The sequence below is a fragment of the Allobosea sp. RIT-PG3_2 genome (assembly GCF_057321085.1).
The window spans coordinates 263,991-289,763 of the sequence record NZ_JBXWCA010000005.1; the positions used below are offsets into that span (position 1 = coordinate 263,991).

21 protein-coding genes are annotated in these 25,773 nt (G+C 65.8%); 12 read left to right on the top strand and 9 right to left on the bottom strand.

The features are described 5' to 3' along the window. Nucleotides 1–149 precede the first annotated feature (149 nt). The 5 genes from AC2FAN_RS17000 to gmk all read left to right on the top strand — a co-directional run bounded on the left by AC2FAN_RS17000 (nucleotide 150) and on the right by gmk (nucleotide 4,907). Nucleotides 150–386: an acyl carrier protein gene (locus AC2FAN_RS17000; RefSeq protein WP_055727516.1), complete on the top strand. Its 237-nt coding sequence runs from the start codon at nucleotides 150–152 to the stop codon at nucleotides 384–386. Between the two features lie 55 nt (nucleotides 387–441). Beyond that, the gene (gene fabF, locus AC2FAN_RS17005) at nucleotides 442–1,713 is read left to right on the top strand and encodes a beta-ketoacyl-ACP synthase II (protein WP_476805613.1); all 1,272 of its coding nucleotides are present in this window, start codon (nucleotides 442–444) and stop codon (nucleotides 1,711–1,713) included. A gap of 200 nt (nucleotides 1,714–1,913) precedes the next feature. After that, nucleotides 1,914–3,257, top strand: coding sequence for an endolytic transglycosylase MltG (gene mltG, locus AC2FAN_RS17010; protein ID WP_265053583.1), 1,344 nt, complete (start codon nucleotides 1,914–1,916; stop codon nucleotides 3,255–3,257). Between the two features lie 111 nt (nucleotides 3,258–3,368). Further along, nucleotides 3,369–4,250, top strand: coding sequence for a YicC/YloC family endoribonuclease (locus tag AC2FAN_RS17015; RefSeq protein WP_265053582.1), 882 nt, complete (start codon nucleotides 3,369–3,371; stop codon nucleotides 4,248–4,250). Nucleotides 4,251–4,256: 6 nt separating this feature from the next. Next, complete coding sequence (gmk, locus tag AC2FAN_RS17020; RefSeq protein WP_265053581.1) at nucleotides 4,257–4,907, top strand: guanylate kinase; 651 nt, start codon at nucleotides 4,257–4,259, stop codon at nucleotides 4,905–4,907. A 23-nt stretch (nucleotides 4,908–4,930) separates the two neighbouring features. Here gmk and rsmA read toward each other — a convergent pair whose 3' ends face one another. The 5 genes from rsmA to lptF are packed head-to-tail and all read right to left on the bottom strand — an operon-like array spanning nucleotide 4,931 to nucleotide 11,731. After that, a complete protein-coding gene (rsmA, locus tag AC2FAN_RS17025) occupies nucleotides 4,931–5,776 on the bottom strand; it encodes a 16S rRNA (adenine(1518)-N(6)/adenine(1519)-N(6))-dimethyltransferase RsmA (RefSeq protein WP_485175545.1) in 846 nt (281 codons plus the stop codon). Continuing rightward, complete coding sequence (pdxA, locus tag AC2FAN_RS17030; RefSeq protein ID WP_485175547.1) at nucleotides 5,773–6,801, bottom strand: 4-hydroxythreonine-4-phosphate dehydrogenase PdxA; 1,029 nt, start codon at nucleotides 6,799–6,801, stop codon at nucleotides 5,773–5,775. The genes rsmA and pdxA overlap by 4 nt, the downstream gene beginning before the upstream one ends. Before the next feature lie 49 nt (nucleotides 6,802–6,850). Next, nucleotides 6,851–9,388 (bottom strand): LPS-assembly protein LptD, encoded by a 2,538-nt coding sequence (locus AC2FAN_RS17035; RefSeq protein ID WP_485175549.1) that lies wholly within the window; start codon nucleotides 9,386–9,388, stop codon nucleotides 6,851–6,853. 58 nt (nucleotides 9,389–9,446) lie between these two features. Continuing rightward, nucleotides 9,447–10,538: an LPS export ABC transporter permease LptG gene (lptG, locus tag AC2FAN_RS17040; protein WP_476805609.1), complete on the bottom strand. Its 1,092-nt coding sequence runs from the start codon at nucleotides 10,536–10,538 to the stop codon at nucleotides 9,447–9,449. After that, nucleotides 10,538–11,731, bottom strand: a complete 1,194-nt coding sequence (gene lptF, locus AC2FAN_RS17045) for an LPS export ABC transporter permease LptF (RefSeq protein WP_485175551.1) — start codon at nucleotides 11,729–11,731, stop codon at nucleotides 10,538–10,540. Before lptF ends, lptG begins: the two co-directional genes overlap by 1 nt. 159 nt (nucleotides 11,732–11,890) lie before the next feature. Here lptF and AC2FAN_RS17050 point away from each other — a divergent pair, with 159 nt between their 5' ends. From AC2FAN_RS17050 to AC2FAN_RS17060, 3 genes are all read left to right on the top strand, one after another. Continuing rightward, nucleotides 11,891–13,384, top strand: a complete 1,494-nt coding sequence (locus tag AC2FAN_RS17050; protein ID WP_485175553.1) for a leucyl aminopeptidase — start codon at nucleotides 11,891–11,893, stop codon at nucleotides 13,382–13,384. 197 nt (nucleotides 13,385–13,581) lie between these two features. Next, nucleotides 13,582–14,034 (top strand): DNA polymerase III subunit chi, encoded by a 453-nt coding sequence (locus AC2FAN_RS17055; protein ID WP_265053574.1) that lies wholly within the window; start codon nucleotides 13,582–13,584, stop codon nucleotides 14,032–14,034. Then, nucleotides 14,031–14,441 (top strand): hypothetical protein, encoded by a 411-nt coding sequence (locus tag AC2FAN_RS17060; protein ID WP_265053573.1) that lies wholly within the window; start codon nucleotides 14,031–14,033, stop codon nucleotides 14,439–14,441. The genes AC2FAN_RS17055 and AC2FAN_RS17060 overlap by 4 nt, the downstream gene beginning before the upstream one ends. 280 nt (nucleotides 14,442–14,721) lie before the next feature. On the opposite strand, the gene AC2FAN_RS17065 is transcribed toward AC2FAN_RS17060, so the two are convergent. The 3 genes from AC2FAN_RS17065 to AC2FAN_RS17075 form a co-directional block, all read right to left on the bottom strand. Further along, a complete protein-coding gene (locus tag AC2FAN_RS17065) occupies nucleotides 14,722–17,820 on the bottom strand; it encodes an efflux RND transporter permease subunit (protein WP_485175555.1) in 3,099 nt (1,032 codons plus the stop codon). Then, entirely contained in the window at nucleotides 17,817–18,923 is a 1,107-nt protein-coding gene (locus AC2FAN_RS17070) for an efflux RND transporter periplasmic adaptor subunit (RefSeq protein WP_485175557.1), read from the bottom strand. Before AC2FAN_RS17070 ends, AC2FAN_RS17065 begins: the two co-directional genes overlap by 4 nt. Nucleotides 18,924–19,252: 329 nt before the next feature. Then, complete coding sequence (locus AC2FAN_RS17075; protein WP_485175559.1) at nucleotides 19,253–20,329, bottom strand: calcium:cation antiporter; 1,077 nt, start codon at nucleotides 20,327–20,329, stop codon at nucleotides 19,253–19,255. Between the two features lie 411 nt (nucleotides 20,330–20,740). Here AC2FAN_RS17075 and AC2FAN_RS17080 point away from each other — a divergent pair, with 411 nt between their 5' ends. Next, on the top strand, nucleotides 20,741–21,043 hold the full coding sequence (locus AC2FAN_RS17080; RefSeq protein ID WP_485175561.1) for a YciI family protein: 303 nt from the start codon (nucleotides 20,741–20,743) through the stop codon (nucleotides 21,041–21,043). A 448-nt stretch (nucleotides 21,044–21,491) separates the two neighbouring features. Here AC2FAN_RS17080 and AC2FAN_RS17085 read toward each other — a convergent pair whose 3' ends face one another. After that, a complete protein-coding gene (locus tag AC2FAN_RS17085) occupies nucleotides 21,492–23,366 on the bottom strand; it encodes an ABC-F family ATP-binding cassette domain-containing protein (protein ID WP_485175562.1) in 1,875 nt (624 codons plus the stop codon). 159 nt (nucleotides 23,367–23,525) lie between these two features. Here AC2FAN_RS17085 and AC2FAN_RS17090 point away from each other — a divergent pair, with 159 nt between their 5' ends. The 3 genes from AC2FAN_RS17090 (at nucleotide 23,526) to proS (ending at nucleotide 25,761) form a co-directional block, all read left to right on the top strand. Beyond that, nucleotides 23,526–23,648: a hypothetical protein gene (locus AC2FAN_RS17090; RefSeq protein ID WP_265053569.1), complete on the top strand. Its 123-nt coding sequence runs from the start codon at nucleotides 23,526–23,528 to the stop codon at nucleotides 23,646–23,648. 108 nt (nucleotides 23,649–23,756) lie between these two features. Next, nucleotides 23,757–24,257 carry a pantetheine-phosphate adenylyltransferase gene (coaD, locus tag AC2FAN_RS17095; RefSeq protein ID WP_485175565.1) on the top strand — a complete coding sequence of 167 codons (501 nt, stop codon included), beginning with the start codon at nucleotides 23,757–23,759 and terminating at the stop codon, nucleotides 24,255–24,257. Nucleotides 24,258–24,429: 172 nt separating this feature from the next. Continuing rightward, a complete protein-coding gene (gene proS / locus AC2FAN_RS17100) occupies nucleotides 24,430–25,761 on the top strand; it encodes a proline--tRNA ligase (RefSeq protein ID WP_485175567.1) in 1,332 nt (443 codons plus the stop codon). Nucleotides 25,762–25,773 lie beyond the last annotated feature (12 nt).

The following is a 25,773-nucleotide window of genomic DNA, read 5'->3' on the forward strand; positions in this document are numbered from 1 at the left end:
GACTTGACGAAACCTTGGTTGTTGCGTTTGTGCAGGCTTCGAGCTTTCCGGATCGCGGGCATCGTCACGATGGCGCGGTGGCTGGGAATGAGGTCCATAATACGCGTCGCGTCCCTGCGATGCGTTTTCAGTTTCTAAGGAAGAGACTCATGAGCGATGTCGCCGAGCGCGTGAAGAAGATCGTGGTCGAGCACCTCGGCGTCGAGCCCGAGAAGGTCGTCGACGGCGCCAACTTCATCGAAGACCTGGGCGCGGACAGCCTCGACACCGTCGAGCTCGTGATGGCCTTCGAGGAAGAGTTCGGCGTCGAGATTCCGGATGATGCGGCCGAGACGATCGTGACGGTCGGCGATGCCGTGAAGTTCCTCTCGTCGAAGAGCGCCTGATCGGCCCCAAGGGCTGATCGACGCAGAAAGCATCATGGCTTCTCGCAGTTTTCCGATGCGACGCGTTGTCGTGACCGGACTCGGCATGGTGACGCCGCTCGCCTGCGGCGTCGAGCCGAGCTGGGCGCGTCTGCTTGCCGGCGCCAGCGGCGCCGGCCCCATCACCAGCTTCGACGCCAGCGACCTGCCGGCGCGGATCGCCTGCAACATCCCGCGGGGTGACGGCAGCGACGGGACCTTCGATCCCGACCAGTGGATGGAGCCGAAGGAGCAGCGCAAGGTCGACGATTTCATCGTCTTTGCGATGGCGGCCGCCACGCAGGCGCTGAGCGATGCCGGCTGGAAACCGGAAAGCTACGAGGACCAGATCAGGACCGGCGTCGCCATCGGCTCCGGCATCGGCGGGCTCGGCGGCATCTACGAGGCCTCGCTCCTGCTCAAGGAGCGCGGCCCGCGCCGCCTGTCGCCGTTCTTCATCCCCGGCCGCCTGAGCAATCTGGCCGCCGGCTATGTCTCGATCGAGCACGGCCTCAAGGGGCCGAACCACGCCGTGGTCACGGCCTGTTCGACCGGCGCCCATGCCATCGGCGACGCCTCGCGCATGATCGCGCTCGGCGATGCCGAGGTGATGGTCGCAGGCGGCACCGAATCGGCGATCAACCGCATCGGCATCGCGGGCTTCTGCGCCTGCCGGGCGCTGTCGACCGGCTTCAACGACACGCCCGAGAAAGCCTCGCGTCCCTATGACAAGGATCGCGACGGCTTCGTGATGGGCGAAGGTGCCGGCGTCGTCGTGCTCGAGGAACTCGAGCACGCGCTGGCCCGCGGCGCGAAGATCTATGCCGAGGTGGTCGGCTACGGCATGTCGGGCGACGCCTACCACATCACCTCGCCTTCCGAGGATGGCGACGGCGCCTATCGCTGCATGCAGGCGGCACTGGACCGTGCCGGCATCACGGCGGGGGATCTCGACTACATCAACGCCCACGGCACCTCGACGCCGCTCGGCGACGAGATCGAGCTGCGTGCGGTGGAGCGCCTGCTGTCCAATGCGCCCAAGCGCCCCTCGATGTCCTCGACCAAATCGGCGACCGGGCATCTGCTCGGCGCGGCCGGCGCGATCGAGGCGATCTTCACGATGCTGGCGATCCGCGACCAGATCGCGCCGCCGACGATCAATCTCGACAACCCTTCGGTCGAGACCGACATCGATCTCGTGCCGCATGTCGCGCGCAAGCGCGAGATCGATTACGCCCTGTCGAATTCCTTCGGCTTCGGCGGCACCAACGCCTCCCTCGTCATGCGGCGCTACCAGCCCGACGGCTGATCGGCAGGGAATAGCGCCGTTTTGCCATAATGTTGGGTAGAGTGGGGCGCCTGCGTGGGCGAATGCGCGATTCCGCGTTCACAGCCACGAGGAAACCGGTTCTAATGCGGCGGTTTCAAATCTGATGCGCTCGGTTCCACGGTTGTCCGGGCGCCCGGTCGTGTCGAGATCTTCTACCTTATGCTGCGAGCGTCTTGATCGTGAATGATACGCCCCGCGTCGCCCCGAAGAGTCCGAGCGAGGCCCTCAAGCCCGTAGCGCCGCCGGCGCCGCCGCCCAAGGTGCGTCGCCGGCGTCGAAGCCCCTTCCTGTCGATGCTGAGCGGCCTGTTCACGGTCGCCCTGGTCGGGGCGGGTGTCGTCGGCGCGGGCATCGCGATCGTCTCCAATCAAAGCAAGGCACCGGGCCCGCTCGCCGGCGACCGCGTCCTCATCATCCCGAAGGAGAGCGGGCTGACCGAGATCGCTGAGTTGCTGCAGCGCGAGGGGCTGATCGAGCACCCGCTGAGCTTCCGCGTTTCCGCGATCATGGGCGGCGACTGGCACAAGCTCCAGGCCGGCGAATACCTGTTCAAGGCCCGCGTCAGCCCGCAGGAGATCCTCGATATCATCTCCAGCGGCAAGGTGGTCGAGCATTCGATCACCGTTCCCGAAGGGCTGACGAGCGAGCAGATCGTGGCCCGCCTGCGCGACAATGAATTGCTGACCGGCGAGGTCGCCCAGGTGCCCAAGGAAGGCTCGATCCTGCCCGACACCTATCGATTCCCGCGCGGTTTTTCGCGGCAGGCGATCATCGATCGCATGGCGCGCGACCAGCGCGTGGTCCTCGGCCGGATCTGGGAGCGGCGCCCCGCCGATCTGCCGATCAAGACCCCGGCGGAGCTCGTGGTTCTCGCCTCGATCGTCGAGAAGGAGACCGGCCGCGCCGATGAGCGTCCGCGTGTCGCGGGCGTCTTCATCAACCGCCTGAACCAGAAGATGAAGCTGCAATCCGACCCGACGATCGTATACGGCCTCGTCGGCGGCAAGGGCACGCTCGGCCGCCCGATCCAGCGCAACGAGATCACGCAGGCGACGCCCTACAACACCTATGTCATCAGCGGCCTGCCGCCGGGGCCGATCGCCAATCCCGGCCGCGCCGCGATGGAGGCGGTGGTCAACCACTCGCGGACGAAGGACCTCTACTTCGTCGCCGATGGCAGCGGCGGCCACGCCTTCGCCGAGTCGCTGGACCAGCACAACCGCAATGTCGGCCGCTGGCGCCAGATCGAGACCACGCGCGGCCAGCAGCAGGGCGGCAAGCCGTCAACCGAATCCGTCGACAAGGTCGAGCCGCCCCCGTCTCCGGACAACCGCACCGAGGCGCCGGCGACGACGCAGCCGGCCGCCGATGGCGCCGGCGTTCCCGTAGCTCAGCCAGCCGGTGCCCTGGCCGGGACCCGCGCACGCGCTTTCGACGCCTCGGAGGGCACGGCGCGCGATCCGCTGCTCAACAAGAGCTTCGATCTGAACTCGCCCAAGCAGGTGCCGCAGCTCAAGCCTTGAGCCGCGGCCCTGATCGCAGGCGCCATACCCATTTTCCGCCATGGCGGCGCTTGCCCCCTTTGGAACGCGCCACTACGGTCCCGCCGCATCACAAGGGAGCGGCGACAGGCCATGGCCATCGAAAGCATGACGGGTTTTGCCCGCGCCGCCGGCACCGCCGGCATCCATGGCTGGGCCTGGGAAATCCGCAGCGTCAACGGGCGTGGGCTCGATCTGCGCGTTCGGGTCCCGCCCGGCTTCGAAATCCTGGCCGAGGCGGCGCGCAAGCGGCTGGCCGGCGCCTTCTCCCGCGGCACCCTCCACGTCAATCTGGCTGTGACGAGCGATGCGGGGCCGGCGCGCCCGCGTGTCAACGAAGCTGTTCTCGCCGCCCTTCTACAGGCGATCGAGCGGTTGCCGCCGGCCGCCGGTATCAATCCGCCCTCCTATGACGGCCTGCTCGGCATTCGCGGAGTCGTCGAATTCGCTGATGAGGCGCAGGACGCTCTGGGCTCCGTCGAAGCCCCGGCGCTGGCAGGGTTGGAGGCGGTATCCCTTGCCCTGAAGGAAGCGCGAGCTTCCGAGGGCCGCGCGCTCGAAGCGATCGTCCTTGGCCATCTCGAAACCATCGCCCGGCTGGCAGGCGAGGCCGAGCGGCATCCGGCCCGCAGCGGCGACGCGATCCGGGCGCGCATCGCCACGCAGGTCGAGGCGTTGATGGGGGCCAACAATGGCTTCGATCCCCAGCGCCTGCATCAGGAGGCAGCGCTGATCGCGGTCCGCGCCGATATCCGCGAGGAGATCGACCGGCTGCACGCACATGTCGCGGCGCTGCGTGAGCTGTTGGCCAAGGGCGGCCCGATCGGCCGCAAGCTCGATTTCCTGGCCCAGGAATTCGGCCGCGAGGCCTCGACGCTCTGCGCCAAGGCCAATGATCCCGGCCTGTCGCGCATAGGCCTCGAATTGCGCACGGTCGTGGACCAGATGCGCGAGCAAGTTCAGAACGTGGAGTGAGCCTCGATGGCTGAAACCGTCCGTCCGGCCCGGCGCGGCCTGATCATGATCATGTCGTCGCCGTCAGGCGCGGGGAAGTCGACGCTGACCCGCACGCTCTCGAAATCCCCGAACGAGACGAATCTCGACCTGTCTATCTCGGTGACGACGCGCCCGAAGCGTCCTTCCGAGATCGACGGCGTGCACTACCACTTCATCGATCGCGAGACCTTCGACGAGATGCGCCAGCGCGACGAGCTGCTGGAATGGGCCGAGGTGCACGGCAATGGCTACGGAACCCCGCGCAAGCCGGTCGAGAACTCGCTGAAAGCCGGCCGCGACGTGCTCTTCGACATCGACTGGCAGGGTACGCAGCAGATCCTCGAGAAGGCGCGAGAGGACGTCGTGTCGATCTTCATCCTGCCGCCCTCGATGGCCGAGCTGCGCTCCCGCCTTGTCAGGCGGGCGGAGGATGCGCCAGAGGTCATCGCCAAGCGCCTCGCCAATGCGCGCGAGGAGATCGCGCGCTGGACGGTCTACGACTACGTCATCGTCAATGACGACCTCGAAAAGGCCTATGAGGCGGTTCGTTCGATCCTGGCTTCAGAGCGCCTCAAGCGCAGCCGTGCCACGGGATTGGCCGCCTTCGTCGAGGGACTGCTGACCGAGCAGCTCTAGCCGCGCGCTGGCCAGCGCCGGCGTTAGACCGCAGCCAGCGCGTTCGCCAGTCGCACGAAGCCGGAGACCGGAATCTCCTCGGCCCGCGCCGTCTCGTCGAGGCCGGCGGCGGCGATGATCGGGGCCGGATCCGACAGGACCGCCTTCAGGCTCTGCCGCAGCATCTTGCGCCGCTGGCCGAAGGCCGCGAGCGTGACGCGTTCGAGCAGGCGCCGGTCGCAGGGCTCAGGGTGCTCGCGCGGGATGAGCTGGACGATCGACGAGGTGATCTTGGGCTGCGGTACGAAGGCGCTGCGCGGCACGTCGAACAGGATCTTCGTTTCGCAGCGCCAGTTCGACAGCACGGCAAGGCGGCCGTAATCCGCGCGCTCCTCTGGCGAAGCCACGATCCGCTCCGCGACCTCGCGCTGGAACATCAGCGTGAGCGAACGCCACCAGGACGGCCAGGGCTCGAGGCTGAGCCAACCGACCAGCAGCGGCGTGCCGATGTTGTAGGGCAGGTTGGCGACGATCTTCGCTTTCTGACCTCGGAGGTGCGGCGACAGGTCGACCGCGAGAGCATCGCCGTCGATGATGTCGAGCCGCCCCGGATAATAGGCGGCGATCTCGGCTAGCGCCGGCATGCAGCGCCGGTCGCGCTCGATCGCGATCACCCGTCCAGCCCCGTTCGCGAGCAGCGCCCGAGTCAGCCCGCCGGGGCCGGGCCCGATCTCCACGATGGTCTCGCCTTCGAGCGGCCCGGCCGCCCGGGCGATCCGGCTCGTCAGGTTGAGATCGAAGAGAAAGTTCTGCCCGAGCGCCTTCTGCGCCATCAGGCCGTGGCGCTCCACCACCTCGCGCAGTGGCGGCAGGTCGTCGATCTGGCTCATGCCGCTTCCGCCGGTGTTTGGGTCTCTGCCATGCGCGCTGCGAGCTTAAGGGCCGCACAGAGGCTGTCGGGACGTGCGATGCCCTTGCCGGCGATGTCGAAGGCCGTGCCATGGTCCGGCGACGTTCGGATGAAGGGCAGGCCGAGCGTGACATTCACGCCTTCGTCGAAGGCGATCGTCTTGATCGGGATCAGCGCCTGATCGTGATACATTGCCAGCGCCGCATCGTAACCGGCCCGTGCGCGGGCGTGGAACATCGTATCGGCCGGATACGGGCCGCGCGCATCGATTCCCTCTGCCCGCAGCTCGGCGATGGCCGGAGCGATGATCTTCATGTCCTCGTCGCCCATCGCGCCGTTCTCGCCGGCATGGGGATTGAGACCACTGAAGGCGAGACGCGGCGCGGCGATACCGAAGCGGGCTGTTAGCTCGGCCGCGACGATCCGCGCCGTTTCGACGATGAGCTGGGTCGTCAGCAATTCCGGCACGCGGCGCAACGCCTCGTGGATCGTGATCGGCACGACCGCGAGTTCATCGCACCAAAGCATCATCACCGGCCGCGGCTCGACACCGCCATCCGCCGCGAGATGAGCGAGATATTCCGTATGGCCGGGATGCCGGAAGCCGGCCTGGTAGAGCACCGATTTCGCGATCGGGTTGGTCACGACAGCGCCGGCCTTGCTTGTCCTGACCGCAGCGACGGCGTGGTCGATCGAAGCGATCGTGGCCGGTGCAGTCGCGGGATCAGGCGAGCCGGGCGTCACGGCAATGCCGCCGCTGTCGAGGGTGATGACCGGAAGGACATCCGCAAATGTCTCGTTGACTTCATGCCAGTCGCAGATCCGCAGCGGGACCTGCCATCCCAGGCCATCGGCGGTCTGGGCAAGATGGCCGGGGCTGGCGATGCAGGCGAAGGGCGGCAGGTTGCGTTCCCGGCGTTCGAGCCAAGCCCGCAAGATGAGCTCCGGTCCGATGCCGGCCGGATCGCCCTGTGTCAGCGCGAGGGGCAAGGACGGCAAGGGCAAACTCCGCGCGTCGGAAGGGGAACTCGGGCTGCCGTGGGGGCCCGGAGTATTACTGGCCGACGCCGTCGCCCGTAGTGGAGGTGCCGCCGAGGTTCTGCTGGTAGCTCAGTTCGCCCAGCGTGCGCAGCTCGAGACGGAACATCACGGTGCGGGTGTCCTTGGTCGCGCCTGCCTGCCGGTCGGCATAGCTCTGCGAATAGCTGATGTCGAAGATGGTGCACTCGTCGGTGTAGTTGATCCCGAGTGAGGTCGAGGCCGTCTGGAACGGACCGGTGTTGGGATAGACCGGCATCGCCGCCACTGCCGGTGCCGCCAGATATGAAGCATAGACGTCGCGATAGCGCTCGCGGTCGTATTTGTACTTGTCCAGGTCGAACAGCACGCCGGCCCGCAGGCGCCAGTTTTCGGCGACGCGAAGCGAGCCGTTGAGAGACAGGCCCTCGCGCCGGCGGGAGATGCCGAGATCCGGCTGCGGCTCGTAGCGGCCATAGCCGACCGAGGCCGAGATGACGCTGTTCGAATAGGTCGCTGCGGCATCGATCCGCTGCGCCTCGAATGTCGTCGCGTTCAGGCGGGCGGCACCGGTCAGGAAGAAGCCCTGGAACGGGGAAATCTGAGCGCGGGTGACGATATCCGAGCTGTCCGTGTCGAGGCCGGAATTGAGACCGGTATTGACGAGGTCGCCGCTCGCGAAGGAATTGCGGCCGCCGAGCTGGAAGGACTGGCCGACCAGGAAGTTGGCGAAGGCGTCCTTGCCGAACCGCCCGGTATAGAGCGCGCCGACATTGGCGCGGCTGCCGCCTTCGACACGATCGTAACCGGAGAACTTGCTGCTCCACTCGAACAGGTTCGTCGCGTCGAAGACGAGGCTCTGGGCATCTTCGTTGGCGATGCGCAGGCTGTTGGTCTCGTTCGGCCGCGCCACGATCTGGGCGACGGGCTCGATGATATGCGTGCCCCAGCCCGTCTTGGCGACGAAGGGATAGCGATACATCAGGCCGATGGCCGGCATGGCGCGCCCGAAAACCTCGTCGGAGGTATCCGCGATCGTCGCGACGCGCGAATTGATGACGCTGCTGGTATCGGGATTGATCGAGAAGATGTCGGCCCGCAGCGAGGCGTAGGGCGTCCACATTTGTCCGAGCGGATCGATGAAGTTGCGCCGCCAGGCCACCTGTGCCGTCGCGCGCGAAACATTGCCGGCGAGGCCGCGGACGAGGCAGGTATTCTTTTGGTAGACGGCGCAGCCGTCATAGAGCGAATAGCTCGGCGTCGTGATCAGATAGGTCTTCTGCTGCGGCAATTCCGAGAAGGCTGCCGTGTCGCGGGTCAAGCTTGTGACGTTGACGCTGAAGTCGAGCTCGCCGCCGAGAAAGGACGGCTTGTGGACGCGCTTGTCGTAGTCCAGCACCGGCAGCACGACTGGTTGCTGCTTCTGCCAGTCCTGATAGTTGAGGGGCTGGAAATAATAGCCGCGCAGGTCGAACCAGGCCGTCGCGCTCTGGCCGTTCAGATAGGCCGTCGAGATCGATTCCTGTAGATAGGTGGTGCTGCTCAAGCTCTCGTTGCGGATGCGATAGTTCTTGTAGAACCAGCGATCCGTCGACATCGAGGCGTTCCAGCCGAACGTCCAGCTCTGATTGATGAAGAACTTGCCGTTCGTCTCGACCGAGCCGCGGAACTCCTTGTCGCGCGGGCCCAGCGGGCTAGCCAGGAACGCATCCTTGTCTTGCTGGAAGATTCCGGAGGCGCGGATCGCATAGGAGCCACTCACCAGGCGATGGCGCCATTCCGCCTGGCCGAGCACGCCCTGACGGGTCAGGAAAGTCGGCGTCAGCGTCAGATCGTAGTTCGGCGCGAGATTGAGGAAATAGGGCAGTCCGACGCCGAATCCGAGCGCCGAGGTGTTGATGAACTTGGGCGACAGGAAGCCGGACTTCCGCTTCACCGTCGAATCCGGGCCCGACATATAGGGCAGATAGGCCATCGGGATGCCGGCGAATTCCAGCCGTGCGTCCTCGTAGTAGATCGTCTGCTCGGACTTCTTGTGGATGATCCGGGCGGCGCGAACCTGCCAGAGCGGCGGACGCTCCGGGTTGTCCTTGCAGGGCTCGCAGGCGGTGTAGATGCCCTTCTCGAAGACGAAGGTCTCGCCGTCGGTGCGCTCGGCGCGCGGCGCCGAGAAACGGGTCCGATCGGGGTTCACGACTCGCAGGGAATCGATGAAGCCGTCGCGGAAATCGTCGGTCAGGTTGAACTTGTCGCCGGTGATGACCGTGCCGTTGGTTTCGGTGATGCGGGCGTTGCCGACGGCGATGACGCGCTTGCTGGCCTGGTCATAGACAACGCGGTCGGCCTCGATCGTGCGGCCCTGATACAGGATCTGCACATCGCCGACGGCCGCGACCGTCTTCTTGTCGTTGTCGTACACGAGCTCGCGCGCGTCGACGACCATCCGGTCCTGCGGCTTGGCGGCGGCCGCAGGCGCGGGCTGCGAGCCGGCAGCCCGATTCTGGGCATAGGCCGGTCCGGCCAGCAGATAGGCCAGGCTGGAGGCGAGAGCGGTCGCCGCAGCAAAGCGTGCCACGCGATTCACCGCCAAAACCATCCGTTAAACCCAAAATTAACCATAGGCACAGTACGATTCACCCGTCTTCCTGATGGAGGAGGGCGAGGGCTCCCAGCATTGTCCCCAATGCAGCTGGCAGCCACGCCGCGACGATCGGATTGACGATTCCCGACGATCCGAGTTCCTCCGACAGTTGTGTCGCAACATAGAGCACGAACCCGGCCGCGACGCCACCTATCACCAACTTGGTGACGCCACCAAACCGGAAAAATCTTAAGGAAACGGATGCGGCCACCAGGACCATCGCGATCAGCAGCAGCGGGCGTGCCATAAGCGCCTGATACCGCAGTTCGTATGGGGTTGTGTCGAGGCCGGCGCGCTGCGTGCGGTCGATGACCGCAGGCATCGACCAGAAGCCCACCGCATCGGGTGGCGTGAAGCTCTGGCGCATCTGTTCCGGCTCCAGGGTCGTCGCAACCATGTAGCTCGCGAAATTCTGTGGCTGTTCCGAGGCCGACGTCGTGCGCGCGTCGCTGAGTTCCCAGTTTCCGGGGCGCAGCACGGCCTGCCGTGCATCGATCCGCTCCTTGAAGGAGCCATCCGGATTGAAGATGAAGAACGTCACCTGCGAAAGGCCGTCCTCTTCGGGCAGGGCGCCGCCGGCGCGGATGATGGCCTGGCCATCGACGCTGCGCTGCCGCAGCCAGATATCCTGCGCTGCCCCTGTCTTGCCGCTCGCACGGACGAACAAGCGTGTCTCGAGGGCCGTCGCCTTGCGCTTCAGGTCCGCGGCGAGGGGATTGTAGATCATGATCGAAATCAGGCCGACCACGCCTGCGACGGCGGCGGCGGGCTGCAGGAACTGCCAGGCCGAGACGCCGACCGAGCGAGCGACCACCAGCTCGAGCTTGCGGCTCAACGTGAGCAGCGCGAACATCCCGCCGAACAGTGCGGCAAAGGGGAAGATCTGCTCGGCGACCGCTGGGGCGCGAAACAGCGCGAGCTGAACGATCCGTGGCGTGGTGGCGATCGGCGAATCGCCGGCGCGGCGCATCAGCTCGACGAAATCGAGCGTGCCGATCAGGAAGAAGAAGGTGCCGAAGACGCTGAGGATCGCGCGGGCGAAGCGCTTCGTCAGATAGCGGCCGAAGGTCGAGAAGAGCAACATCACGCGCGCCGGAAACGAGCCGCAAGACCGGCGATTGGCAAGGTCAGAGGGGCAGCGAGCCGCGCCAGGAAGGGCCGCAGCCGCTCGCCGTAGAGAATGAAGGCCGTCGCCAGAACGATGGCGGCAATCGGCAGGATATAGAGCAGGGCCGCCGCGAAGGGCGAGCGTACGCTCGCGGTCCAGGCGGCGTAGGCGGCGATGCGCGTCGCGCCGACGATCATGATCGCGGCCTGGATCGCCAGCGCCCGTCCCTGTCGCGTGGTGCGCGCTTCGCCGATCGCCGCGAAAGCGATCAGCATGAAGGCGAAGGGGTAGAGCGGCGCCGACAGGCGGTTATGCAGCTCGGCCCGGAACCGGCCTTCCTGAATCTTGTAATAGTTTTCGTTCGGATCCTGGTTCAGGAGCTGCCAAGTCGAGCGTTCACGCGGCTTGTAGATCACCTTGTCGCCGTCGCCTTCGCCGGGGCCGCCGCTCGGATCGCCGGTCAGCGCCGAGAGATTCAGCGCATAGCGCTCGAACGAGATGATCGAGGTCGTGGTGGTGTTCTTGGTTTCGCGCTGGATGGTGCCTTTCTCCAGCATCAGGAAGCTCTGGCCTTCCGCCTCCACCGTCCGCCCGCGCTCGGCAAGATAGATCGAGGGCTGCGCCGGGTCGCGACGGTCCTGCATGAAGATGCCGACCAGCGAGTCGCCGGCCTTTTCGCGATAGTGGAAGGTCACGCCGGAATCGAGCGAGACGAACTGTCCCTCCTTCACGACATTGGCGACGAAGTCGGCCCGGATCAGCGTGATCAGGTCGCGCAGCATGCGAAAACTCGTCGGCATCACGGAAATGCTCATCCAGGCGACGACGATCGCGGTGATCGCGGTCAAGGCGAGGAACGGCCGGGTGATCCGGTGCGGCGCCACGCCGGCGGCGTTCATCACGATCAGCTCGGAATCGCCGTTGAGCTTGTTGAGCGTATAGAGCGTCGACATGAACAGCGCGACAGGCGCGATGCCGGCGATCAGGGCCGGCAAGGACAGCAGCGTGACCGTCAGGAAGATCAGCACCGTCTGGCCCTTGCCGGTGATCAGATCGACCTCCCGAAGAGCCTGCGTGACCCAGATGACACCGGTGAGACCGAGCAGCAGCACGATCGCCGCCCCCGCCGCAGTCTTCAGGATGTATCGGTCGAGGCGGTTGAGCAGCACGCGTCGCTTCCGGCAGGCGGGGAGTTTTAGAGACTTCCCGAGGTGGTTCGTCGGACACTCCCTATGGTATAGCCGCGTCCCCGGCGCAAACGGGAATCGTTTGGGGTCGGCCTTACCGGTGTCCTTCCCACGCACTTGTCGCAAGATTGTGAGCGGATCATGTCGCAACGCCTGAAGCTCGAGATCAAAGCCCCCGCCGCCGTTGAAGGGCAGGATCTCGTGATCCTGGTCTCGGATCGGCTCGCCTTGCCGCGTGCGGCCGAAACCGCTGCGGGCGAGGCAGCGCAGGCGCTGCTGACGCGAGCCGCGCGGGCCGAGCGCTTCAAGGGGAAGGCCTATGCCGGCCTGACCTTGCCCGCTCCGGAAGGGTCCGCCTACGAGCGACTGATCGTCGTCGGCGTCGGCAGCGAGGACGACCAGGGCGAGCTGGATTTCGTCAGGCTCGGCGGCGCCATCGCCGGCCGGCTCGGTGCGGGCCGCACGGCGGAGATCGTCCTGGCGTTGCCTGCCGGCGCGATCGAGGCGCAGCAGGGTGCCGAGCTGGCGCTTGGCCTGAAGCTGCGGGCGTATGCGTTCGATCGCTACAAGACGAAGAGCAAGGACAAGGACGAGGCCGAGCCGACTGCGGTGACGCTGCGCGCCGCCGATCCGGCTGCGCTCAAAAAGACGGTGAAGGCGGCAGACGCCATCGCCGGCGGCGTCGTGCTGGCACGCGATCTCGTGAACGAGCCGCCGAACGTGCTCTATCCCGAGGAATTCGCGGACCGGGCTGCCAAGCTAAAGAAGCTCGATGTCGAGGTCGATATCCTCGACGAGAAGGATCTGAAGAAGATCGGCATGCGCGCGCTGCTTGGCGTCGGGCAGGGTTCGCGGCGCGAGAGCCGCGTCGCCATCATGCGCTGGAACGGCGCCGGCAAGGACGAGAAGCCGGTCGCCTTCGTCGGCAAGGGCGTGACCTTCGACACCGGCGGCATCTCGCTGAAGCCCGGTGCCGGCATGGAGGATATGAAGGGCGACATGGCCGGCGCGGCCTGCGTCGTCGGCCTCATGCATGCGCTCGCCGCCCGAAAGGCCAAGGTCAACGCGATCGGCGTGATCGGCCTCGTCGAGAACATGCCTGATGGTAACGCCCAGCGCCCGGGCGACATCGTCACCTCGCTCTCGGGCCAGACCATCGAGATTATCAATACCGACGCCGAGGGCCGGCTCGTCCTCGCCGACGTGCTCTGGTACACGCAGGAGCGCTTCAAGCCCCGCTTCATGATCAACCTCGCGACGCTGACGGGCGCGATCCTCGTTGCGCTGGCGCAGGAGAATGCCGGCCTGTTCACCAACAGCGACGAGCTTTCCGAGCGTCTGACGGCGGCCGGAATCGCCACCGGCGAGACGGTCTGGCGCATGCCGCTCGGCAAGGCCTACGACAAGATGATCGATTCGAAGTTCGCCGACATGAAGAACTCGGCCGGGCGCTATGCTGGCTCGATCACCGCGGCGCAGTTCCTGCAGCGTCATGTCAACGATACGCCCTGGGCGCATCTCGACATCGCCGGCACAGGGATGGCCGCGAAGGACAGCGAGATCAACCGGTCCTGGGGTCCGGGCTGGGGCGTGCGCCTGCTCGACCGGCTCGTGGCCGACCACTACGAAGGCTGACGTGGTTGCCTCGTCGTTCTCAGATCGAACCGCTGCCGTCATCCCGGACGGAGCGAAGCGGAGATCCGGGATCCATCGACGGGCTCCGGAGTCCTACGATGGATCCCGGGGCAAGCCCGGGATGACGGCGAGGGTTTCACATAAGGGCAGAGCATTCCACGGAGGACCGTCTCTGGCTTTGATGGAGAACGGTTTCGATGGCTGAGATCCTGTTCTTCCATCTGCAGTCCCGCCCGCTTGAGCAGGTCCTGCCGACGATTCTCGACCGGGCGTTGTCGCGTGGCCAGAAGGTCGTCGTCGAGGTCTCCAGCCAGGAGCGGCTGAGCGTGGTCGACGATCACCTGTGGAGCTACGCGGATGACAGCTTCCTGCCGCATGTCACGGCGATGGAGGCGGATGCGGCGCAGAATCCGGTGGTCGTCACCACGCAGCCGCATAACCCCAACGCCGCGCAGGTGCGGGTCTGCGCCGATGGTGTTCGCATTCCCGACGCAATGCAGGAATACGAGCGCGTCGTTCTGATATTCGACGGAGACGATCCCGAGGCGCTCACCGCTGCCCGCGAGGATTGGAAGAAGGCCAAAGCCTCGGGCCATGCCGCCAGCTACTGGCAGCAGGACGACGCCGGCCGCTGGGAGAAGAAAGCGTGAGACTGCCTGTTCTGTTTGTCTGCGCCGCGACGCTCGCGGGCTGCTCGGTCGATATGGGCGGTTTCGCCTTCCAGTCTGAAACCAAGGGTGGCGTCACCACCACGACGACCAGCAGCGCCAGCGCCGGCATCTCGACGCAGGAGCCCGTTCTGACTCCGGAAGGCGAATGCAGCGTTGGCGCTTCGCTCGACCCCTCGACGCGCCCGTTGCCGAAGGAGATCGCGCCCGGCATCACCGAATGCGAGCTGGTCAAGCTCAAGGGCACGCGCCCGACCGACGTGCTGGTCGGCGAGAGCGGCAAGGGCCAGCGCGAGGTCCAGGTGCTCTATTCCGAGCCCGGCGGGCGCGAGATCTACATGTTCACCGACAACCGCCTGAGCCGGATCGTCAAGCCGGGGCAGGGGTGAGGCGAAGGGGCGATGGGTGCTCCGTTGGAATTGGCGATGTCTTTCGACCCAAGTGAGACTTTCAAGCCTGTACCACCTGGGGGCCGAAGTTGATCTAAAGCCGGCATTCAGAAGGTCCGCTTGCCGGCGGCGGCGCGACAAGGCCGGTCCGGAACCTTGACCGTGTGAAGACGCCCCAGGCAGACACGATACCTGCTCGGCGAGGAGACCGGATCGTGCGTTCGCGTCAGGCGTGGACCGCGCCTTCCTTTGTCAAGCCGGTGCTGCGTCGTACCTGCCGTCATTTGGCAGTCGCGCCCTCCAGGGCAGGTGCCGCCTCGGGCGGCGGCTCGGACGCCTCTATCACGACCGGCGAGCTTATCCGGAACCATGCGACGTACAGCGCCGGCAGGAATATCAGCGTCAGCCCTGTCGCGACCGCAAGCCCGCCCATGATAGCGTAGGCCATCGGGCCCCAAAACACCGTTGGGGCAATAGGAATCATGCCCAGGATCGCCGCCGCCGCTGTCAGCAGGATGGGACGGAAGCGGTGCACCGTCGCCTCTACGACGGCATCCCACGGATGCAGCCCATGGGCTCTCTCCGTCTCGATCTGGTCGATCAGGATCACCGAGTTGCGCGCGATCATGCCGACAAGCGCGAGGACACCCAGGATGGCGACGAACCCTAGCGGCTTGTTCACCAGCAGAAGCGCCAGAACGACCCCGATCAGACCCAGGGGCGCCACGCTCAGCACCAGAAACAGGCGCTGGAAGCTTTGGAGCTGCACCATGAGCAGAATGAGCATCAGCCCAAACATGAGGGGAACGACCGCGATCACCGACGCCTGCGACTTGGCGCTCTCCTCCGCCGTGCCGCCGACGGCCACGTTGTAGCCGCCGGGCAGGCTCGCAATCAGCTTGCCCATCCTGGGGGCCAGCTCCTTGACGATCGATGCCGACTGGGCGCCGGGAGCGACATCCGCCTGCACGACGAGGCTCGGCACCCGATCCCGCCGCCAGACGAGCGGAAATTCCAGACCGTAATCCACGGATGCGAGCTGGGTGATCGGCACCGTCCGGCCGTTCGGCAGCGGAAGCTGAAGATCGCGCAGGGCCGCCAGCGAGGTGCGCTGCTCGCTGCCGGCGCGGACGACGACGTCGATGAGGTAGATGCCGTCCCGCACCTGGGTTACCGACGCGCCGGTCACGACGCCGTTGAGGGCCTGAGCCGCATCCTGGGAGTTTAGGCCCAGCAGCCGGGCCTCGTCCTGGTTGACACGGATCTGAAAGGTTCGTGCCGGCTCGATCCACTCGAAGTTGATCTTCTGGACATACGAATCCGAGCCCATCACGTCGGCGACCTTGAATGCGGTCTCACGGACGGTGTTCACGTCGGGTCCGGTGACGCGATACTGCAACGGCCAACCCACAGGCGGCCCCAGCTCAAGCGGATACACCCGGGCGACGACGCTCGGGAACTCAGTCTCCAGCACCGTCTCCAGGCGGGCCCTGACCCGCTCCCGGGCCTCAAGGCTCTTCGTGACGATCACCGCCTGCGAGAAGAAGTCATTCGGGAGCTGGACATTCAGCGGTAGATAGAACCGGACGGCGCCACGACCCACATAGGTGCTCCAGTGATCGATCTCGCCGTCACCCTTCAGGATACCGTCGAGCCGGCTGGCCACGGTCTCGCTCGCTTGGATCGAGGCATTCTGGGGAAGCTTGAGATCGACGAGCAGTTCGGGCCGGTCCGAGGCTGGGAAGAACTGCTGCGGGACGAAGCGCATTCCGTAGAGCGCGAGCCCAAAGAGGACAAGCGTCGCCAGGATGGTGGCCCAGCGCGCCCGCATGGCGACGATGAGTAAGCGTCGGAACGCGCGCATCAGTCGCCCCGGCTCGGCATGAGCATGCTTCGCTTGCTTTGGCAGGAGCCAGACCCCGAGCAGAGGTGAGAAGAGCACGGCGACGAACCATGACGCGACGAGCGCGATGCCGACCACGGCGAAGATCGAGAAGGTGTATTCCCCAGCGGAGCTGCGGGCGAAGCCGATGGGGACGAAGCCCGCCACGGTGACCAGGGTGCCGGTTAGCATGGGAAACGCGACCGACGTGTAGGCAAAGGTGGCGGCGTCCTCCTTGCTGGCGCCCTGTTCGAGCCGCGTGATCATCGTCTCGACCGTGATCATGGCGTCGTCCACCAGGAGGCCGAGAGAGATGATGAGCGCGCCGAGTGAGATACGCTGCAGGTCGATGCCGGCATACGCCATCGTCATGAACACCATGGCGAGAACCAGCGGGATCGACAGTGCGACGACTGCGCCCGCCCGCAGACCGAGGCTGAGGAAGCTGATCACCAGAACGATGGCGACGGCCTCCCATAGTGTCTTCATGAACTCCTTGATCGAGTGCTCGACCGTCACCGGCTGGTCAGCCACGAGCACGGGCTCGATCCCAATGGGCAGGTCCGCCCGGATCGCTGCCATGGCATTTGCGATGTTCCGGCCGAGCGCCAGCACGTCGCCGCCGTCCCGCATAGAAATTGCAATCCCGATGGCAGGCTGTCCGTTGGCCCTGAACATCGGTTGAGGCGGATCGCCGTAGGCGCGCCTAACCGTGGCAATGTCGCTCAGGCGGATGATGCGTCCGTTGGCAACGAAATTTACCGCCAGCAGGTCCTGCTCGGAGCGGAACTCTCCCGATACCCGGATCAGGAGCTTCTCGTTGGCGGTCTCGACCACCCCCGCGGGGGCGACGGCATTCTGCTTCTGAAGGGTCGCCACGAGGGCGGCATTGTCGAGCCCGAGGCCGGCGAGTTGTTCGGTCGAGAACTCGATATAGATTTTCTCGTCCTGCGCCCCGACGACGTCGATCTTGGACACGTCGGGCACCTGGAGAAGCCGCGAGCGGGTATCCTCGACGTAGTCGCGCAGCTCGCGGTGGGTGAACCCACTGGCAGTGAAGCCGTAGACGATCCCATAGGTGTCGCCGAACTCGTCGTTGAAGCCCGGGCCGGTCACTCCCTGGGGCAAGCTGTTCCGGATGTCGCCGATCTTCTTGCGGACCTGGTACCAGATGTCAGGGACGTTCCGGGCCGCAACCTCGCCCTTCAGGTTGACGAAGATCGTCGTCTGGCCGGGCGTCGTGTAACTGCTGATGTAGTCGAGATGCGGGGTCTCCTGGAGCTTCCGTTCGAGGCGCTCAGTGACCTGCTGGAGCGTGTTGTTGAGGGTCGCGCCGGGCCATCCAGCGCTGACAATCATGGTCTTGACGGAGAATACCGGATCCTCGGCCCGCCCCAGGGCAAAGTAGGAGGCGCTCCCCGCAGTCATGACGATGAGCATCAGGAAAACGATGAAGGAACGATGGTGAATTGCCCACTCGGACAGATTGAGCCTCATGACGTAGCTCCGAGCAGGCGGACCTTTTGCCCTGGTCGCAGGGCCTGGACGCCAGCGGTGACGACCACGTCGCCGGCTTCGATGCCCTGGGAGATAGTCACACTGGCCGGGTCGTAGCGGATCACGTCGACATTGCGCAGTGACACGGTTTGCGCGGCGGGATCGACCACCCAGACGGCCGGACGTCCATTCGCTTCAGTCAGCGCCGTCGCCGGGACCTCAATCACCTCGCCGGAGGTCTCGGAGACCCGCCCGACCACGGTCGAGCCAAGCCGCATGGCGGCGGGCGGGTCCGTCAGACCGACCTTCACCTGGTAGGTACGGGTAACCGGGTCGGCTTGCGGTGCGATCTCCCGCACCCTGCCGATGGCCTTCACGGTGGCGTCGTCCGCCAACGCGATGGTGATGGTCGCCTGACGCGGCCTCATGCGGACGAGTTGGGCCGGCACGTCGAACACGGCGTCCCGCCCGCCCTGACGAGCGACCTGGACGATCATCTGCCCGGCCCGCACCACCTCGCCAGGCTCCGCCCCTTTGGCGGTCACGGTACCAGGTGCGTCAGCCTGGAGTTCGGTGTAGCCGAGCTGGTCCTGGGCGTTGCGCAACTGCGCCTGTGAGGAATCCACCTGCGCCTCGGTGGTCTGCAACGACTGCTGGGCGTCATCAAACTGGGCGCGGGTCGTGTAACCCTTCTGGAGCAAGCTTTGTTGCCTCCCGAAGGTGTTCCTCGCCTGGGTAAGCTGACCCTGCGCGGCCGACAGGCTGGCCTGAGCCGAGCGGAGCGCATTCTGCGGCTTCTGTGGGTCAAGCCGCGCCACGACCTGACCGGGCTTGACCCGATCGCCGACATTGACCGGCCGCTCCAGCATGCGACCGTCGATACGGAAGGCGAGGCTGACCTCGTTCTGGGCCCGAATCTGTCCGGTCAGCGACACGGACTGCTCATCGGCGCGGCGCTCAACCGTGATGGTTTTGACGGGCCGGATCTCCGGTGCCGGGGCTTTGGCCTGCTGGCACGCACCCAGGAGCCCGAGGAGGATCAGTGCGGGCCAAGGGGGTGTGCACCCCGGAGTACCTGAGACGGCGCTGACAGATATGCGCATGGCATCCTCCCGAGAGCGCAATCGGCAGCCTCACGATCGCGTCCCGATCAGGATGCGACCGTCGACATGCCATGCCCCTTGTCACCAGCGAGAGGCAGCGCCGCAAAGGTCAGCCAGGAAGTGGAGATACAAAATACGCCTCTTGGCGGGGGCCGCAAGCCGCGCTCGCGGTCGTGGGGCTGCCCTCGCAAAACATGTCCTGCTAAACCCGATGCGAAGGTCATTAATGCACGCCCGGAACCTGGCCAGTCCCGGCCGAGATAGTGCACCGAGGTCGATGTCAAAGCTGGGTCCGGAAGCGGCTGTCTCGGATACGCTATGCGCCGCGCCTACGGCACCACCGCAAAGAACAAGAAAACGCCGAATAGGACCAGATGCACGACTCCCTGAAGCACCGTGGTCCGGCCGGTCCCCAAGGTGATCACGCTGATAAGCAGCGTCAGCGCCAGCAGGACTTGATCTTTTGCATCCAGGCCGAGTGCGAGCGGTTGCCGAAGCATGATCGAAACAGCGGCAACGGCCGGTATGGTCAAGCCGATTGTCGCGAGCGCGGAACCCAGGGCCAGGTTCAAACTGGTCTGCATTCGATTGCCCGAGGCCGCGCTGACAGCCGCCAGACCTTCAGGCAGTAGCACCAGCGCAGCGATGATAATTCCCACGACGGCTTTCGGCACCCCAAGGCGCGTTACTCCAAGTTCCACCATGGGCGTCAGAAATTTGGCAAGCCCGACGACGGCGACCAGGGAAACGAAAAGGAGGCCGGCGCTCAGGACAGCGATTCTGTTGGTGGGAGGAGGCGCATGCACTTCCTCGTCATCGGTTTGGAGCGGGAGGAAATAATCGCGGTGCCGTACGGTCTGGACGAAAACGAAGGAGCTATAGAGCACCAGAGACACAAGCCCAGCGAAGACGAGTTGCGATATGCTGTATTGCGGACCGAGTTCGCTGGCCGCAAAATTTGGAAGGATCAGGGTGAGGCCGGTCAGCGCGGCTAACACCGCCAAGGCCGCGCTTGCTCCCTGGAGTTGAAATCCCTGTTCATGGTAGCGGGCGCCGCCCAAGAGTAGACAGGCGCCCACGATGCCATTGCACACAATCATGACAGCGGCGAATACCGCGTCGCGTGCCAATCCCGTGTTTTCGGCTGGAGCTGAAATCGTGATCGAGATGATCAGTGCCGTCTCAATCACCGCGACCGCCACGGCGAGAACGAGCGTTCCAAACGGCTCGCCGACGCGGTGCGCCACCACCTCCGCGTGGTGAACGGCTGCGAACACCGTGCCCAGCAGGGCTATTCCCGCAGCCGCGGTAACGCCCCTGCCGCCGACGGAAAACGCCAACAGGAGGATCACCCAGCCCAGTACAGGCCACGTCCAAGTCCACCAAGGCGTCCGGGCTTCGACCATGCCGATGCCCTCCGAGCTTGAAGCACCAAGCGGCTAGATTGCACCAATGTAGCGCTAAATCTCTGCGGCGTATCCGCCGATCAGAAGCGGCAATGAGCTGGCCGAACGTGATCCGTCGGCAATAGGCCTTCTTCGGCTACTGGACACTGCCTGCTCAAATGTCTCACTTGGGGCCGAACCGGGCCTGACCTGTTTACACGTTGGAGTTCGGCTTTTGGGTGGCGACCCGACTTCTGCTCTTGGCGCGCTATCCGGACCGATGCGGCGACACATGCGAAGGTCAACAATCCACCCCGTTGCGGACATTCCCGCAAGGAGAGCCGCCAAGCAGCCTGCCCGCTTGTTTCTGCGGAAACCGTCACGCATCATCGCGTCATGACCAAATACCTCATTTCCTTTCCGAGCGAGGCCATGGTGCTCACGGACGAGCAGCTGGCCGCCGCCGCTGTCGACTCTCGTGCGGTGATCGAGGAGGCCAAGGCGGCGGGCGTCTATGTCTTCGGCGGAGGGATCGCCGAACAGGTCGGCCCTGTGCTTGTCTCCAAGGATGGGTCGGCATCCGACGGGACCTATCCGGGCAGCCGCCTCAATGGCGGGTTCACGGTGCTGGAACTGCCGACGCGCGAAGAGGCGGTGAAGTGGGCGGCGAAGCTCGCGCAGGCCTGCCGTTGTTCGCAGGAGCTCCGCGAATTCATGTACGATCCGGCCTGCTAGAACGACGCAACGCGCTCCGGTCGCAGACGCCATTCGCCGGCAATCGCCCGAATCGCATCCTCGAGCCGGGGCACGGATAAGCTGGGAGAAGCGGCCGGAAGCCCTCCGCCGCCATCGGAGATCGTCGCCCATGGTCAGATGCGCTACCTTTGCTGCGCTGTTTGCAGCTGCCGCGCTGGGCAACGCCCATGACGCCCTCGCGGCCGGTTCGTGTCGTCCGACGCGAGACGGCAAGGACCGGATGGAAATCTCCGGCGGCTGCCAGAGCGGCTATGTCGTCCGCGGTTCCTGCTGCGAATCTGTCCGGCCCATCTCACAGCCCACTGGCGCCAATGCCTGTCCGGCCGGCACCATGCTGAGGCTTGGCGCTTGCGTCCCGCGCCAGTAGGGCCGCCGGCCGCGGCAGTGCCACATCCCGTACATCGGGCTGTCCGGCAGACCTGATGCCTCAGGCGCTCTCCAGCTCCTCGCCGAGCATCAGCCACTCCTCCTCGGCAGCCGTCAGGGCCTCCGCCAGCTCCGCCCGCTGGCGCGAAAGCTGAAGAGCCTTGTCGGGCTCGCGGGAGAAGGCGCCGTTGGCGAGCGCGGCGTCGACCTTCTCGATCAGCCCGGTCAGCTTGGCGATGCGCGCCTCGGCCAGGTTGAGTTTCTGGCGCAGCGGCCCCTGGGCGGCCCGTTTCGTCGCGGCTTCCTTGCGCTCGTCGACCTTGGGCTTGGCCGCGCCTGACTCGGGCGCGGGCTTGCCGCGCCGCTCGGCCTTGGCGCTGTCGAGCACGAAGGAGCGGTAGTCCTCCATGTCGCCGTCGAAGTTCTTCACCGTGCCGCCCGCCACCAGCCAGAGCCGGTCGGCGCAGGATTCGATCAGGAAACGGTCGTGGCTGACGAGGATGACCGCGCCGGGATAGTCGTTGATCGCGTTGACCAGCGCCGTGCGGCTGTCGATGTCGAGATGGTTGGTCGGCTCGTCGAGGATCAGGAGATGCGGGCCGTGGAAGGTGGCGAGCCCGAGCATCAGCCGCGCCTTCTCGCCGCCGGAGAGCAGCTTGACCGGCGTATCGGCCTTGGAGGCGGGGAAGCCGATCTGGGCCGCCTTGGAGCGCACCCGGGCTTCCGGTGCATCCGGCATCAGGTCGCGCACATGCCCGACCGGCGTATCCTCGGGTCGCAGTTCATCGAGCTGGTGCTGGGCGAAATAGGCCGTCTCCAGCTTGCTCGACTTCTTCATCTCGCCGGAGAGCGGATCGAGCCTGCCGCCGATCAGCTTGCAGAAGGTCGACTTGCCGTTGCCGTTGGAGCCGAGCAGCGCGATCCGGTCGTCTGGCGCCAGCGAGAGGTTGAGCCGGGAGAGCACCTTGCGCTCGCCATAGCCGGCGGCGGCATCCTCCAGCACGATCATCGGCGGCGAGAGCGACTTCTCCGGCCCGGGGAAGACGAAGGGCTGGACATCGCGGTCGATGATCGCCGCGATCGTCTCCATCTTCTCCAGCCGCTTGACGCGTGATTGCGCCTGGCGCGCCTTGGTGGCCTTGGCCTTGAAGCGGTCGACGAAGGCCTGCAGGTGCTTGCGCTCGGCGTCCTGCTTCTCCTTCGCACGGACGAGCTGCATCTGCTTTTCGGCGCGCTGTTTCTCGAAGGAGGAGTAGCCGCCGCGATAGAGCGTCAGCTTGCCTTGGTCGAGATGCAGGATGTGGTCGACGCTGGTGTCGAGCAGCTCGCGGTCGTGGCTGACCACCAGCACGGTGTGCGGGTAGCGCTCGAGATAATCGTAGAGCCAGAGCGTGCCTTCGAGGTCGAGATAGTTGGTCGGCTCGTCGAGCAGCAGCAGGTCGGGCTCGGAGAACAGCACCGCCGCCAGCGCGACGCGCATGCGCCAGCCGCCCGAGAAGTCCGAGCAGGGGCGCTGCTGCGCCTCCTCGTTGAAGCCGAGGCCGTGCAGCACCATCGCGGCACGGGCCGGTGCGGAATGCGCGCCGATATCGGCGAGCCGCGTCTCGATTTCGGCGATGCGGTGCGGATCGGTCGCGGTCTCGCTCTCCTTCATCAGCGTCATGCGCTCGGTATCGGCGGCGAGCACGACCTCGATCAGCGATTCCGGCCCGCCCGGCGCTTCCTGCGCCACGCCGCCGATGCGGCGGCCCTTCGGCAGGCTGACCGAGCCGCCCTCGGTGCCGAGCTCGCCTGTGATGATGCGGAACAGCGTCGTCTTGCCGGTGCCGTTGCGACCGACGAGCCCGACGCGCGCTCCGTCGGGGATCGCGGCGCTGGCATGGTCGAGCAGCAGGCGCTCGCCGAGGCGGTAGGTGATGTCGTTGATCGTCAGCATGGCCGGGTCGTTTAGGCGCGAGACGCACCAAAAGGCAATGCAAAGCCGGAACAACCGGCCCGGCGTCACTGTTTGGTCACGATCTCGCCTTGGGACGGCCCGCACCGGCCATCACCCAAAGGAAACCGGATATGTCGCGATTCGCTGAAGGTCGTTTCCATGTATGTCCGCCTGTCCTATGCCCATCCTCGCCGTGTATCTTTCATGGCTTCCCTGCTGGTCTTCTCTTCGATCATCATCGGCAGTGCTGCTGCCCTCGCCACGATCGTGCCGTTCTCCTGACGTTGCATCTCTTGCCTTGGGGCAGGCCCCCGACGGGCGCCGCAGCGTAGGGCCGCAAGGCCTTGATGCCGCTTGTCGTCTGCCGGGTCAGCAGCTAACGCTGGCGTCATGGCACGCACCGCTTTCTACACCGGCTCGTTCGACCCCGTGACCAATGGCCACGCCGACGTGATCGCAGCCGCCGCCAGCCTCTGCGACAGGCTCGTCCTGGCTATCGGCGTCCATCCCGGCAAGACGCCGCTTCTTTCCGTCGAGCAGCGCGCCGCGTTGCTGCGCGCGGTCGCGACGCCGCTTCTGGCTGCGAAAGGCTCTTCGCTGGAGGTCGTGACCTTCGACGATCTTGCCGTCGACGCGGCGCGCCGGGCAGGTGCTTCGATCATCATCCGCGGCCTGCGCGACGGCAGCGATCTCGACTACGAGATGCAGATGGCGGGCATGAACGGCACGATGGCGCCGGACGTCCAGACCGTCTTCCTGCCGGCCTCGCCGGGCGTGCGCTACATCACCGCGACGCTGGTGCGCCAGATCGCCGCGATGGGCGGGGATGTCTCGCCTTTCGTGCCGGCACCCGTGCTGAAGGCGCTCAAGGCGCGCTTCGCGAAGAGTTGAGGCGAAGGGCCATCCCCGGCCTTCGCGAGGCCAGGGACGAAAGGCACAACTTCGCCATCTTCCGCCGCTTTCTGCTGATTTTGGTTTGCATTTTGCCGAGAGCGATGGTGTCTCTCAGGTGAAGCGACTCGTCGTGCGATCTCCCGCGCGGCGCCCTCCGACAGGTTTCCCGATGCGCCTTTCCCGCTACTTCCTGCCCCTCCTGCGCGACACGCCGAAGGAGGCGGAGATCGTCTCGCACCGGCTGATGCTGCGTGCCGGCATGATCCGCCAGGAATCGGCCGGCATCTATGCCTGGCTGCCGCTGGGCCTGCGCGTGCTCGACAAGATCTGCAAGGTCGTGCGCGAGGAGCAGAACCGATCCGGCGCCATCGAGATCCTGATGCCGACCATCCAGTCGGCCGATCTCTGGCGCGAGAGCGGGCGCTACGATGCCTATGGCAAGGAGATGCTGCGCATCAAGGACCGGCACGACCGCGACATGCTCTACGGCCCGACCAATGAGGAGATGGTCACCGAGATCGTCCGGGCCTACGTCAAATCCTACAAGGACCTGCCGCTCAACCTCTATCACATCCAGTGGAAGTTCCGCGACGAGGTGCGTCCGCGCTTCGGCGTGATGCGCGGCCGCGAGTTCCTGATGAAGGACGCCTATTCGTTCGACCTCGACAAGGACACGGCGCGCCACGCCTATAACCGCATGTTCACGGCCTATCTCCGCACCTTCGCGCGGCTCGGACTCAAGGCGATCCCGATGAAGGCCGATACCGGCCCGATCGGCGGCGATCTCAGCCACGAGTTCATCGTGCTGGCCTCGACCGGCGAGAGCGAGGTCTTCTGCCACAGCGACTATCTGACCTTCGAGACGCCGGCTGCCGATACCGATTTTGACAGCGTCGCCGGCCTCCAGGGCGTCGTCGACAAGTGGACGAGCCTCTACGCCGCGACGGAAGAGATGCACGACAAGGCCGCTTTCGAGGCGGTTCCGGACGACAAGCGCGTCTCGGCGCGCGGCATCGAGGTCGGCCATATCTTCTATTTCGGCACCAAGTATTCCGAGCCGATGGGCGCGGCGGTGGCCGGGCCGGACGGCCAGCCGGTACTGCTGCATGGCGGCTCCTACGGCATCGGCCCGAGCCGCCTGGTCGCCGCGCTGATCGAGGCCGGGCATGACGATGCAGGCATCGTCTGGCCCGACGAGATCGCGCCCTTCGATATCGCGGTCATCAACCTCAAGGCCGGCGACGCCGCGACCGATGGCGCGGCCGAGCGCATCTACAAGGACCTGCTCGCCAAGGGCTACGACGCCGTGCTCGACGACACGGATGACCGGCCCGGCGCCAAGTTCGCCACCGCCGACCTGATCGGCGTGCCCTGGCAGATCATCGTCGGCCCGAAGGGGCTGGCTGAGGGCAAGGTCGAGATCAAGCGCCGCGCCGGCGGCGAGCGCGAGCTCGTCTCGCTGGAAGCCGCGCTCGACCGCTTCAAGGGCAGGGCGGCGTGACGGAACGCACCG